12 protein-coding genes and 1 pseudogene are annotated in these 13635 nt (G+C 40.1%); 6 read left to right on the forward strand and 7 right to left on the reverse strand.

The genetic code is table 11. The features are described from left to right. Positions 1-80: 80 nt before the first annotated feature. From ACFOU2_RS20035 to ACFOU2_RS20050, 4 genes are all read left to right on the forward strand, one after another. Positions 81-2045, forward strand: a complete 1965-nt coding sequence (locus ACFOU2_RS20035) for a fructose-specific PTS transporter subunit EIIC (RefSeq protein WP_377918071.1) — start codon at positions 81-83, stop codon at positions 2043-2045. A 291-nt stretch (positions 2046-2336) separates the two neighbouring features. Beyond that, complete coding sequence (manA, locus tag ACFOU2_RS20040; RefSeq protein WP_377918072.1) at positions 2337-3299, forward strand: mannose-6-phosphate isomerase, class I; 963 nt, start codon at positions 2337-2339, stop codon at positions 3297-3299. 432 nt (positions 3300-3731) lie between these two features. After that, positions 3732-3869, forward strand: a complete 138-nt coding sequence (locus tag ACFOU2_RS20045; RefSeq protein ID WP_377918073.1) for a hypothetical protein — start codon at positions 3732-3734, stop codon at positions 3867-3869. Positions 3870-3873: 4 nt separating this feature from the next. Then, positions 3874-4950: a tartrate dehydrogenase gene (locus tag ACFOU2_RS20050; RefSeq protein ID WP_377918074.1), complete on the forward strand. Its 1077-nt coding sequence runs from the start codon at positions 3874-3876 to the stop codon at positions 4948-4950. A gap of 140 nt (positions 4951-5090) precedes the next feature. Here the strand turns inward: ACFOU2_RS20050 and ACFOU2_RS20055 are convergent, their stop codons facing one another. The 4 genes from ACFOU2_RS20055 to ACFOU2_RS20070 all read right to left on the reverse strand — a co-directional run bounded on the left by ACFOU2_RS20055 (position 5091) and on the right by ACFOU2_RS20070 (position 8299). Then, complete coding sequence (locus ACFOU2_RS20055; protein ID WP_377918075.1) at positions 5091-6440, reverse strand: YheC/YheD family endospore coat-associated protein; 1350 nt, start codon at positions 6438-6440, stop codon at positions 5091-5093. Between the two features lie 228 nt (positions 6441-6668). Then, positions 6669-7208, reverse strand: coding sequence for a chromate transporter (locus tag ACFOU2_RS20060; RefSeq protein ID WP_377918076.1), 540 nt, complete (start codon positions 7206-7208; stop codon positions 6669-6671). Next, positions 7205-7789 carry a chromate transporter gene (locus ACFOU2_RS20065; protein WP_377918077.1) on the reverse strand — a complete coding sequence of 195 codons (585 nt, stop codon included), beginning with the start codon at positions 7787-7789 and terminating at the stop codon, positions 7205-7207. Before ACFOU2_RS20065 ends, ACFOU2_RS20060 begins: the two co-directional genes overlap by 4 nt. Positions 7790-7822: 33 nt before the next feature. Continuing rightward, positions 7823-8299 carry an Lrp/AsnC family transcriptional regulator gene (locus ACFOU2_RS20070; RefSeq protein ID WP_377918078.1) on the reverse strand — a complete coding sequence of 159 codons (477 nt, stop codon included), beginning with the start codon at positions 8297-8299 and terminating at the stop codon, positions 7823-7825. A 122-nt stretch (positions 8300-8421) separates the two neighbouring features. On the opposite strand from ACFOU2_RS20070, the pseudogene ACFOU2_RS20075 reads away from it, so the two are divergent. After that, positions 8422-8889, forward strand: a pseudogene (locus ACFOU2_RS20075) (gamma-glutamyltransferase); the annotation flags it as partial. A gap of 304 nt (positions 8890-9193) precedes the next feature. Continuing rightward, positions 9194-10462 (forward strand): DUF6020 family protein, encoded by a 1269-nt coding sequence (locus ACFOU2_RS20080; protein WP_377918079.1) that lies wholly within the window; start codon positions 9194-9196, stop codon positions 10460-10462. Positions 10463-10781: 319 nt separating this feature from the next. Here ACFOU2_RS20080 and ACFOU2_RS20085 read toward each other — a convergent pair whose 3' ends face one another. From ACFOU2_RS20085 to ACFOU2_RS20095, 3 genes are all read right to left on the reverse strand, one after another. Next, the gene (locus ACFOU2_RS20085) at positions 10782-11063 is read right to left on the reverse strand and encodes a hypothetical protein (protein WP_377918080.1); all 282 of its coding nucleotides are present in this window, start codon (positions 11061-11063) and stop codon (positions 10782-10784) included. A gap of 252 nt (positions 11064-11315) precedes the next feature. Beyond that, entirely contained in the window at positions 11316-11663 is a 348-nt protein-coding gene (locus tag ACFOU2_RS20090) for a hypothetical protein (RefSeq protein WP_377918081.1), read from the reverse strand. Positions 11664-11845: 182 nt separating this feature from the next. Then, the gene (locus ACFOU2_RS20095; RefSeq protein ID WP_377918682.1) at positions 11846-13009 is read right to left on the reverse strand and encodes a CynX/NimT family MFS transporter; all 1164 of its coding nucleotides are present in this window, start codon (positions 13007-13009) and stop codon (positions 11846-11848) included. Between the last annotated feature and the right edge of the window lie 626 nt (positions 13010-13635).

Raw genomic sequence — 13635 nt, forward strand, 5'->3', positions numbered from 1 at the left:
TAAAAAATGAAACTTTTATCTCTATTATTCCGCGTTATCATATATGTAAGCGATTACGAGATAGATGAAGGAGGATCAACATGAAACTGTTAGCGATTACATCATGTCCGAATGGAATTGCCCATACGTATATGGCAGCAGAAAATCTCCAAAAAGCAGCCGACAAGTTAGGGGTTCAAATGAAGGTTGAAACCCAGGGTTCGATTGGGGTAGAAAATGAATTTACCGAAAAAGATATTCGTGAAGCAGACGGTATTATTATCGCTGCCGATAAAACGGTAGATAAAGATCGATTTATTGGAAAGAAAGTATTGGTTGTGGGAGTGCAAGACGGGATTCGCAAGCCTGAGGAATTGATTAAAAAAGTGATGAGCGGCGAAGTACCTGTCTACCAATCACAATTAAAGTCAGCAGAAGCCATTAAGAATGAGAGAAAAGAAAAACAAAACCCGATTTACCGCCATTTAATGAACGGTGTATCGTACATGATTCCATTCATTGTGATCGGCGGATTATTGATTGCCATCGCTTTAACCATCGGAGGAGAAAAAACACCCGGCGGTTTGGTGATTCCGGATGATTCCTTCTGGAAGACGATCGAAAAACTTGGTGGCGCATCCTTTACGTTCATGGTTCCTATCCTGGCCGGGTTCATTGCTGTTAGTATTGCAGATAGACCGGGTCTTGCTCCTGGTATGATCGGCGGATATATCGCCGCAAACGGAAGCTTTTATGGAAGTGAAGCCGGCGCAGGGTTTATCGGCGGTATTATCGCCGGTTTCTTAGCTGGTTATGTAGCATTAGGGATTAAGAAACTAAAAGTTCCAAAAGCGATCCAACCAATTATGCCGATTATCATCATTCCGGTATTTGCGTCACTGATTGTGGGGTTAGCATTTGTTTATATTATCGGAGCACCTGTCGCTCAAGTTTTTGAGACATTAACAGCCTGGTTAGCAAGTATGCAAGGTACGAGTTCGATTCTTTTAGCGTTAATTTTAGGTGCGATGATTTCCTTTGATATGGGGGGTCCGGTTAATAAGGTTGCCTTCCTTTTCGGCTCTGCCATGATTGCCGAAGGAAACTATGAAATCATGGGTCCGATTGCAGTTGCCATTTGTATTCCGCCAATCGGAATGGGTCTTGCCACATTTTTAGGTAAGAGAAAATTCCAGTCTGCAGAAAGAGAAGCAGGGAAAGCGGCCTTTACGATGGGATTGTTCGGAATCACAGAAGGTGCCATCCCGTTTGCCGCACAGGATCCGCTTCGTGTCATTCCAAGCATTATGGTCGGTTCCGTGACAGGTTCCGTTATTGCGATGTTAGGGCATGTTGGAGATAAAGTAGCACACGGAGGACCAATCGTTGCGGTACTCGGAGCCGTAGACAATGTGTTAATGTTCTTTATCGCCGTGATTGTCGGTGCAATTGTAACAGCCATTTTAGTCAACATTTTAAAAAGAGATGTGCGAAAAGTGGACATGCCTGAAGCACTAGCAATGCAAGAAACAGCAGCAATGCAAGAAACACAAGAAGTGCCGCAACAATCTCAGCAAAAAGAAGAAAGCAAAGCGGAAAATGCAGAAATCAAAAAACTGACGGATATCACAAACTTTGAACTCATTGACATCAATTTAACAGGGGAAACCCGTGATGATGTCATTGATGAAATGATTCAAAAATTAGATCGTGTTGGAGCGTTACACTCTCCAGCAGAATTCAAACAAGCGATTCTAAATCGTGAACAAGAAAGTACAACAGGAATCGGCATGAACATTGCCATCCCTCACGGAAAATCCAATGCCGTCAAAAAGCCAAGTGTCGTATTCGGGATCAAAAAAGACGGCGTAGACTGGACAAGCCTTGACGGCACAGATGCAAAGTTAATCTTTATGATTGCTGTCCCTAAAGAAAGCGAAGGAAACCAACACTTAAAAATCCTTCAAATGCTCTCTCGAAAACTAATGGATGAAAGCTACAGAGAACAATTATTATCTGTCAAAACAAAAGAGGAAGCGTATCATCTGTTAGAGGCTATCGAATAAATGGAGAGTTAGGTTACTCTTACCCATATAGAGCAGCCTTCAAAAATAAAGCATGAAATCGAGGCCTCTTCTTCATATTTCATGGGGAAGGGCCTCAAATTTTTAACGCCCCTCCCGAAACAATTTCCCTTCCTCAAGCGCGGCAAGGGACAGTCCAACGACAGGGAGGGGGCATTCACACTAATTTGGTTAGTTAAATTCATTTTATAATAGATATTTTTAAGAACACAGACTAATCGAAAAATGAATAATGTTGAAAGTAAGCAATGTATGACAAAAAATGAGTTTAGAATGGAGAGATTTTTGTTGACAACGGAACCATTGTTTTTTGAACCTGTTTTTAAAGAAAGAATTTGGGGTGGGACAACATTAACTTCTTTTGGTTATGATATTCCATTTAATCAAACAGGAGAGTGCTGGGCATTCGCAGCACATCCAAATGGACAAAGTATTGTGAGAAATGGGGAATATAAAGGTTTATCCTTGGGCGACTTATGGGAAAAGCACCGTATTTTATTCGGAAATATACCAGGAGACCGCTTTCCTCTTCTTACAAAAATTTTAGATGCCAATCAGGACTTATCTGTTCAGGTTCATCCGAATGATGAGTATGCCCGGATTCATGAGAATGGAGAGTTAGGAAAAACCGAATGCTGGTACATTATTGGCTGTAAAGAAAATGCGGAAATTATTTATGGACATCACGCTAAAACAAAAGAAGAATTAAAACATATGATTGAACATGAAGAATGGGATAAACTGCTTCGTCGAGTGAAAGTGAACCCTGGAGATTTTTTCTATGTACCAAGCGGAACCATTCATGCAATCGGTGAAGGGATCGTTATTTTAGAGACACAGCAAAATTCCGATACTACTTACCGGGTATATGATTATAATCGGAGGGATTCAGAAGGGAATTTACGCGAGCTTCATCTTCAAAAGAGTATCGAAGTGACCGAAGTTCCTTTCGCATCTACTCAAATAACACCTCAGCATCAAAAGGTTGACGATTTAAATATTACCTCATTTATTGAAGGTCCCTACTTCACGGTGCAAAAATGGGAATTAAACGGTTCTTCCAGCTTAAAGCAACAAAAGCCTTTTATTCTTGTTAGCGTGATTCATGGTGAAGGCGAACTGATCCATAAAGGCAAACAATATTCCTTTAAAAAAGGAGACCATTTTTTGGTACCGAATGGATTTGGTGAATATCAGCTTGTTGGGAAGGCTGAACTCATTGTTTCAAGCATTTAAGAAATCATCGTTCATGTAAATACGGAGAAAAAGGAGTTGACCCAAAAGTCTCCAGAGCATGATCATCAAGTATTGTTTCGCGATGAACCATTACCGAAATGTTTGATTTTCTTCGATCATTGATGCGGTTTATTGCAGAGGGGGGTTCCGAACGTAGAAAAAATGTTCGGAACACCCTCTTTTTTATTGGGGTTCTCTTTTCGAGCAAAGGTATTTGAGACTTTTAGAGTCAACTTGGTCTTCTGACAAAATACAAAGACAAACAGGGGCGTGTAAGAGTCCCAAAAACGGGTTGCTGTAAGGACCAAATTCATCATCACCACTTATTTTTTGAACTTATTGAAAAATAAGATAAGTTCAGATAATATGGGAATAAATAGTATCGGCATCCGTCTCCTTGACAACTGAGCGTGCTTCAGATGAACAATTAGAATGTCTGCAAAGGGTTCTAGATCAAACGATCAAACCAAGAAAGCTATCGTTAGTGGAAGCAAAGAAGAAATGATTGCTTGTAATGGGAAGTTTCATGAACTAATCATTAAAAAACAAGAGGAAGGGACGGTTTCATAAAATTATGAAAAACTTTGAGATTGCAGTCATACCTGGAGATGGGATTGGAAAGGAAGTTGTTCCTGTATCCTTAAAAGTATTGGATACCGTTGCGGAAATTCATGGCGGCTTGAAGTTCCAGTACCGAGAGTTTCCTTGGAGCTGTGAATACTATTTAGAGCACGGGCAAATGATGCCGGATGACGGACTGGATATACTTAAAAACTTTGAAGCCATTTTTCTGGGGGCGGTCGGAAACCCAAAGATTGTTCCGGATCATGTGTCATTATGGGGACTATTGATTAAAATCAGAAGAGAATTTGAACAATCGGTCAATATCCGCCCTGCTAAATATTTTAAGGGTCTCCGTTCACCCCTTGTAAATCCAAATGACTTTGACTTGATTGTTGTACGGGAAAACAGTGAAGGAGAATATAGTGAAGTCGGAGGAAGGATTCATCGCGGAGAAGATGAAATGGCTATCCAGAATGCCGTATTTACGAGAAGAGGTACAGAAAGAGCCATGAGATATGCCTTCGAGCTTGCCAAACAGCGGAGAGGGCATGTTACTTCTGCAACAAAATCAAACGGTATTGTTCATTCCATGCCGTTTTGGGATGAGATATTCAAAGAAGTCAAACAGGACTACCCCCAAATTGTAACGGACTCCTGCCATATTGATGCACTTGCTGCTTTCTTTGTGACAAGGCCGCAGATTTTTGATGTCATCGTTGCCAGCAATTTATTTGGGGATATTTTAACGGATATAGGCGGTGCGATTATGGGAAGTATCGGTATTGCGCCGGCTGCTAATATTAACTTAGACGGCAAGTATCCATCAATGTTCGAACCGGTGCACGGATCTGCTCCAGACATTTATGGAAAAGGGATTGCTAATCCGATCGGCCAGATTTGGACAGCGAAAATGCTGCTTGACCACTTTGGAGAACTTGAACTTGGACAGAAGCTTCTGGATGTCATAGAGGATGTGACGAACGATGGAATCAAAACACCTGATATTGGAGGAAAAGCTTCTACCCGGGAAGTAGCAAATGAAATTTGCCAGCGCCTCCGTAAAGCAGATAAACTTGTTCAAAGATAAAAGATTAAAGGAGGGTGTCCCAAGTACTGAACATACTTGGGACACCCTCCTGCGATGGACGGCCCTGGTTTCCCATTCAACAACATGATATAAGTCCTGTGATTATCTATGGGGTATGCCCGGAAAGATGCAGCCCTTTTTTATAGGGAATTTGAGAAGTTATTTGGAAATCCAGCAAGTTTTTTTGCGTATAGCATATTAGTTTTCAGGATTTCATAATACAGTTCGGCAAACCCCGCCTCTAAAGCGATATCATGTGAAGGGTTGCAATGTTGAATTTCGATGATCCATAGTTTCTCTTTGTCGTCAATTGCTATATCTACACCAGTATTTGCAAAGTGTACATCACTGTTCTCAATGGCCTTAGCAGCCTCTATAGCCACAAGGGATATTTCTTGCATAAATGCTTTGACTTTGGAATTACTAAGTTGCAAAACTTCTTTCAATGTTTTCTCTCCGGATTTGACCAGAGGGGATATATTACTTAAAATGTTTCCCGGTTGGCCATGTCTGGCAAACACCCCCATTACTTGCCATTGGCCTTGTTGATTCTTTAAAGTAATCACACGAAAATCGATTGTACGATTCTGGTAAGTGATCAGATCTAATGCTTCTTGAATCATAAACTCTCTTTCTTCAAAATACTTTTTAAACAATGAATAAGCTTCGTCTCTATTTTTAAATTTGATTTTGTTGATGTCTCCTGTTTTGGGGCAGGCAATCACGAGATTGTGCCCATCTGTTGAGATTTTGTAAATGGATGACCCTTTTGATGCGTTAATGGATTTGATAATGGCATTAGGGTATTGTTTTAAAAAGGAATAGATGTCTGAAGGTTTTTCATAAAGAATCGATGGAGGGAGATAAGCCTTTACATGGGGTGAAGCAGCAAGCCTTTTGTGAATGCTCCATTTATTGAAATAAAAGTCATTAAAAAGGGAGTCGCCCATGACGGATTGAAAATGTTTGAGCCATTTGGAGCTAACCGTGCCTGTCTTAATAAAAATAGAGGAAGGATAGGGAAATGTACCCTCGTCCCACTGGTTGGTTACAGCATTAAAAAGATAGCCTTTCATTGTATGATTAACTTTATCTACATTGTCGAGAGAAAAAACTAGGATTGCCCCCCTGATATCTCTGTAATGATATAAATAATCCAGTAGATCATCAAGATGTTTTTTTACTGATTTTTGATAAAATCCCGCAAGTATACCAATGTAGGGACCGATTTGTATTTCGTTGTCCTTTTGTTGAATATCAAAGTGGCAGTTCACAGGAATTTCTAACTTTTTAATCATATCGGAAGATAGCCTTGCCTGATTCACTTGTAGATCATAAGATATATAAACCTCAATTGGGAAGGATTGGATACCAAATTTTATAAGTCCCTTTTGATGATTGATGATCCCTAAAGTTTTGGCCTTATCGGGATGAAGGGTTAAACTCCCTTTGCGAATGGAGTCGCAAATTAACTGTATGCTATTTTCCATTTTTCACTCCCCCAACCATATTTTATAGATGAGTTATTGTATGAATAATCTGTAAAGAGTGTTTTTAGAGAATGATTAATTAGGAACAGTCGTTTTCAAGATGGAAATGTTTTAGAGAAAATATTGATTTTGCCTTTTTAGAAAAGATAAAGTTTAAGTAGTGCAAGAGGATGGCTCAAAAAGTATAAAAAGAGACCTTTTGAGCCATCCCTTTACTCTTTAAACGAATCAAATATGTGGAAGGATGAGCCCCCCGTAAGCGAAAGCGGCAACGATGATGACAGCGGGATGGATCTTCCATTTAGTCAACGCGAAAAAGGAAATGAGTGCAGTGATGAGCGATTGAACGATACCCATGGAAGTAAAAGAATCTTCGGCCATTTCCCATGTGAGAAGGAGCATCATGATGGCAATAACGGGCTGTACCAGTAATGTCATGCCTTTTACGATCAACGATTGGCGGTGACGCTGTATAAGCTTCAATAAGAAGATAAGAGCGAAAGCTGATGGGAAGACGGTCGCGAACAACGCGATGGTTAACCCCCACCATTCGTATACATCATAACCCACATAGGCGGCAATTTTCGTGGCAATCGGGCCCGGAAGCGCGTTGCCAAGAGCGAGCATATTGGAGAATTCGGTATTGGTCAGCCAATGATAACGATCGACGATTTCTTCGTACATGAGCGGAATGGACGCGGGTCCTCCGCCGTAACCGAGAACGTTTGCAAGAAAGAACCCCAAAAACAAAGCAATCCAGATATTCATGCAGACATTCCTCCTTGTTTCGAGCTTTTATGAGGCCATTTGTTTTTCAATTTAAAATGCATCGTGCCGTAAGCCAGGAACAGAACAATGACAATAGCAGGGTGAATGGATATCGTTTGAAGCAAGACAAACGATATGACGAAAAGGAGACAGCCCAGCAGTTTGCCTAATCCTTTCACTGCTTTAGCGGCAAATTCATAAGCCATCAAACCGAGCATGACGGCAATGACCGGCATAACGGCCGAGATCATGCCTGCTACAGCTGTGGAATAGCTTAGAACATTGACGAGTGTCAGCAAAGCGACCATTGCAAGGCACGTTGGCACAATATGGGCCAATACCCCAACAAAGGCCCCGATCACTCCTTTTTGGCGATAGCCCAAGTATGCCGCCATTTTTGTGGCGATTGGCCCGGGCAGGGCATTAGCAATCGCTAAAATTTCCCCAAATTCATCATCTTCAATCCAATGATATCGTGATACCGCTTCATACCGTATTAATGGAATGACTGAAGGGCCTCCGCCAAATCCAAAAATCCCCGTACGAACCATGGCGATTACCAGTTCTTTATAACTTCCCACTTGTTCTTCCTCCTCCACACAACATTTTCGTCTCTACAGTTTCATGCCCATACGGCTTTTATAACGTCGGATTAGTATTTGGCAGTCGACACTGACGACGCCTTCTAAAGCGTATAGCTTTTCTGTTAAAAATCGTTCCATTTCTTGATTGTCGGTAAAAATGCCATGCATATGCAGTTTGCTTGGACCGGTCATATGATACAAGCTCGTAACGGCCGGTTCTTTTTCTAATTGTTCGGCTACTTTCTCCAAAAATTTAGGTTCCACATCCACATTAAAGAAAGCAGAGACATGAATGCCGATTTTAGCGGGATTGATGACCGTCGTGAATTTTTCGATCACTCCTTGTTCGATTAAATTATTGATGCGCGTTTGCACCGCTACCCGTGATAAATCGACTTGCTTTCCGATGTCTGTGTAGGAAAGGCGGCTGTTTTCGTGTAAGATTGAGAGAATTTTCTTATCAATCTCGTCGATTGCCAGGTCAGGAATGCGATAATTGGACAGCATGATGAATTCACTCCATTCATTTGGCTCTTCACATGTATATGTTTTCGTAAGTTTTTTATTATTTTACCATTCAAAACGAATGAAAAAAAGATAAAAAGGTTACGAAATGTAAAGCCATGGAAATGGCTCGTTCCATCGATCTCCACCAGGCGAAGGAAGTCATGACACAGCCGATTGGCAGTGATACGGCCCATGCCGCCGTTGTAGATGAAAAGGGAAATGCCGTATCATTCATTCAAAGTCTCTATTTTGAATTCGGTTCAGGTATCGTGGCAGGGGATACGGGTATTTTGATGCAAAACAGGGGATCGTTCTTTTCCCTTGATCCGACACATGTCAATTGCCTGGAACCAAATAAACGGACATGCCATACGCTCATGCCTGCGATGGCATGCAAGGACGGAAAACCATATATCCTATATGGTACCCAAGGTGGGGAAGGGCAGCCGCAAACACAAACAGCCATCATCACAAGAATGATTGATTATGGCATGAGCCCCCAACAGGCAATTAGTGAGCCGAGATTCGTATGGGGAAGAACATGGGGGGAAAATACACAAGAGCTTAAAGAAGAAAGCCCGGTGACAGAGGTTAAAAAATGAAATTGGATTTATATTTATGAATCCACATAAATAATTTGACGTGGATAAAAAACATCCACGCAAATTCTTTACGCATAAGCGGCTGACTCAAAAGCCTCCAGATGACGGTAATCATCCCATTTTTTGTGATGGGCCGTCATCATAATGCTTAAAGAGTAGACTAATAGGCTCGTTCTTTTTAATATGATGTATAATAAGGGAGCAAAGGAGTGAATGATTATTTACTATGGAGATTAACAGAAAAAGAATCGCTTACTATATGCTTCCTTGTCTGCTCATATGGGTGATGTACTTGGCAAGTTTTTACCCGGCACTTATGACAAATGACTCGTTCGCTCAATTGATGCAAATTGAATCAGGTAAATTTAGTGATTGGCATCCTGTTTTCCATACATGGCTTATTATGCTAATTCGAATGATTTGGGACTCACCCGCAGCGGTCGCAATAGTTCAAATACTTGCTCTTGCGCTCATCTGGGGTTATGGCATGTATTGTCTTGAGGCTAAGGGAGTATCCCGACATATTATTTGGGTTGTCACGCTACTTTTTGCTTTGAGTCCGGTAAACGGCATTTTATCTATATCCTTATGGAAAGATACGTTATACAGTTCTTTTCTACTCTTGTTTTGTATTTGTATTTTTAATCTCGTTACAACAGAAGGAAAATGGTTAAAATCTATGCCGCATACAGTATTGTTTACAGTGGCAATATTAGGAACAATCTTTTTTAGACATAACGGTTTTCCCGTTTTTATCGTCACGATGTTCTTTTTAATATGGGTTTATTTAAAAAAAACAAAAAGTCTTTTATTGCTTGCGTTAACAGTTGCCTGTTTTTATTTAGTGTTCACCAGGCCCGTTTATCATTATTTACAAGTAAAGCCTTCAAGTGCAAGCGAGGCATTGGCCATTCCGATGCAGCAGTTTGCTATGGTTATCAATGAAAACGGCAAGCTGAAAGAATCCCAGACCAATTATTTACAAACGATCATGCCTCTGTCGTTATGGAAAGAAAATTATAACCCATATTGGGTAGATAAGTTAAAATTCGCAAAAGAATATAATCCCGATGCTATGTTAGAGAATCCGGAGAAATTCCTGAAAATGTGGGGGGGGATCGGATTACAAAACCCTGATCTTTACATAAAAGCCTTTTTAAAACAAACGTCAATCGTTTGGCAAATCCCCCAAGAAGGTTACACCTTTTATTTTGTTACAAACACGGTTCCCAATCAATTTGGTGTGGAAAATAAAAGCTTGAATAAAAACTTAACAGAGATGCTGAATTCTGTTCTTGTTTATACAAGAGACCATATGAAGGAAATGATATGGCGTCCAGCCACTTATAATATTCTCACTCTTTTCTTTATGTTTATTGGGTTTTTACGCAATGGCTGGAAAATGTGGCTTGTTATTTTGCCAATCGTATTGAATACAGGGGTCATCATGGCAGCGATCCCTGCTCAAGATTTCCGTTATTTGTTTGCGAATACGTTGATTGCCTATTTTGCTTTGTTAGTGGCTTTTGTAAAAGATAAAAAAGAAGAGGATGCCGCGTAAGGATAAAAAAGGCGATTCTGGTGCAAGAAATCTGTCAAACTTGGACATACTGATACTACTAATCTAAAAAGGAAAGTGTCTGTCATTACCTGAATGAAATTTGGTTGGAAAGCTTTGCAGGACGTTTTTCAGTAGAAAGGTCTGTCGATGGACAGGAACTAAAATAAGGTCTGAAAGTGAAAAAGGTTCTCGTATAAGGCTTCGACAAGGGCCCGAAAGGGAAATGGGCGAAGCCTTATGCATAAATAATGGGACAATCCATGTCCCGTTATTTATGTGGATTTATATCATAAGTATGTAAACTATGTAGAAATCCTTGTCACAATGAATGAGCCGGCTCAACTGCACCATAACGTTTCCAAGAAATTCTTCTGAAATCCATACCTACAAGAAATACCACCATATCTGTTCTGCCATGATACATAGGTCTACCATGAGAATTATGAGCCATTAGGATGATGGGGACATTTGGAAAATAAGGTGTAAAACTGCTTCGTACTTTCTCAATATGATGGTTTGTATGATTGAATACGGATTCTTCTACAACAACAATTGCAAATGTTACATCTTGTTCGTTGACTAGAGCTCCATTAAATGTCATGTTAATCATCTCCTTTCTCCATATTTCGATATCAAAAGGGAAAATCCTCTTTTGTTTTAATATTCAGACAATAATGAAGCTAATCCTTCTAAATTGCAAATAGCAGACATTAGAAAGGTATAACAAAAAGAAAAGACGCCCAGTGGGTTAGAGCGCCTTCTTCAAATTGCATGAAATTCCATATGGAGCAATAGAACTTTCCTATAGCGTAACCTGTTTAATCCAATCGGACTATCATATAGGCTAATACAACTATTCGTCTTTTTTGTAACGTAGGTAGTTATAGTTGGATGTGGGAATGACTTTCTTAATGTTTCCTTTTTGGTCTTTGTATATTTCATATTCACGATATGTTTCTACAACATAACCATCTACTTCCTCTTTATCCACTAATTTTTCTTCTAATTCAAAATTCTGAGTCTGTATAGGTTGTTCCTTTTCTTCCTTTGATTCAGCCGCTGTGGGCACACTATCTTGTTCAGTCAGTAATACAGGGTTTATGCCATCCAAAAGCTTCCAGGAAGAATGATCAAAATATGATATAACAACTAAGATTATGAGAAAAGAAGATAAGAGATAAATATTTAATTTACTATCCATCAATATTTTTTCTCCCTTGTCCTAAATTAGTTTTTTAATTATTTTATGCAAGGTTTCTTAATTAAATACTGAATCTAGGATTTCCGGTCATTTGGTCACGCTTAATTTTGTCATTCGGTTTAAAAGCGCCCATATTATCCGTTGTAACATTTATTTTGAGCATTCCGCTTTAAAGAAACGAATCATTTATTGCTGTCTGTAGAAGTTACATAGTTATTGCTGCCAGCTCCCATCCCCACAATAAAAAGAAGAATGGCACCCGCAATCAGCACAAGTATAGGAATCGTCCAACTGTGGGTCATATCGTGTATTAATCCAAAAAGAGTCGGTCCTACTGCTGCCAGCAAATAACCAGCCGATTGGGCCATACCCGATAACTCAGCTGCCTGATGTGCGTTATGTGTACGCAGCACAAAAAACATGGTAGCCAGACCAAATGCCGATCCTATTGCAATCCCAATCAGTATGACGTACAACGGTGCTAATGAAGTAATTCCACTAAGAAGTCCGATATAACCAAGGAGCAGAAAGATCACAATGAATCCCACTAGTCCACGTTGATTCGAGCTGCGGCCAGCCAAAATCGGCACAATGAATGTAGGCGGAAGGCTTGCAAATTGTGCCAATGACAGGAGCCAGCCTGCTGCTGATTGGCTTATGCCTTGCTGGTGAAGAATGGCAGGAAGCCACGTTATAACAGCATAAAAAACTGTAGATTGCAATCCCATGAACAACGTTACTTTCCAAGCAAGACCAGAATGCCATAAAGATCCTCCTGTATTCGGAGAACTTGTTCCTTGATGGTGAAAACGCAGTTGAGGAATCCAGAATACAATGGAAATGACAGAAAGAAGGACCCAGCAAACAAGGGCAACACGCCATCCGAAGCCTAACCCTTGTGTGATAGGAATGCTGACACCTGAGGCAATCGCTGCCCACATATTCATAGAAACAGAGTATGTACCTGTCATGATCCCGACTTTATTGGAAAATTCCCGTTTAATCAAGCTCGGTAAAAGGACATTGCATATGGCGATCGCTATGCCAAGCAGAGCTGTACCGATAAACAGCATATTTAAAAAGGGTACGGAACGCAGTATAATCCCGGCTGCCAGCAAAAGCAAGGCTCCAAACAGTGTGTACTCTAATCCAAAACGACGAGCGATTTTGGGAGCAAGGGGTGAAAAAAAGGCAAACGCCAGCAATGGCAAAGTAGTCAGCATGCCTGCTAATGTATTGGACATCCCTGTATCCTGACGAATCGTTTCAATGATAGGTCCTACACATGTAAGAGGAGCTCTAAGGTTAGCGCCTGCAAATATAATGCCTAAGATGAGTACCCAAATTCCTAGACGAGAAGAAGCCTGTGTATGAGTTGTATGGTCTTTTGAAAGCGTGGAATTCCTCCTATATCAAATAAAGGTCTACTAAAAGATAAAGAGGATGCCCCAAAAGTACAAAGAATGTACTTCCGGTTCATCCCAGAAAAAATGAATGAGCACCATCCTCTGGAGACTTTTGAGCCATCCCCCCTTTTTGGACACCGCGATGAAAGTTACGCAAAATAATGGTGAAGGATACGAAAGGCTTTTGCCTTAATTATTATAACATTGTTTTCATTACTTTAAAGTGATGGATTTATCACTTTAAAATGATTGAATCAATCTTGAAATGAAGAAAAGAACCACAAAAGCAACTTTTTAAATTTGTAAAATATGAAAATATCCGCAATGCTTCTTCTTCTTTGTGTTCTCCACATGCGTTTGAAAAAATTTTGAAAGTATGTTTACAATATATATAGGCGGGTAATAAAAATATTATTTGTTTCATAAGTTTTCTAATTTCATATCGTTTCAAAATGAAAGGGGGGGACATAACGAAAAAACTACACTTATTGTTTGAATTTCATTAGTCATTAGAATTTTGTTCCTGTCAACTTAATACATGTGATGACAGCTTTAAAGAATTTTGT

Source organism: Bacillus songklensis (assembly GCF_042649685.1).
In the GTDB taxonomy this organism is placed as follows: domain Bacteria; phylum Bacillota; class Bacilli; order Bacillales; family Bacillaceae_H; genus Bacillus_BA; species Bacillus_BA songklensis.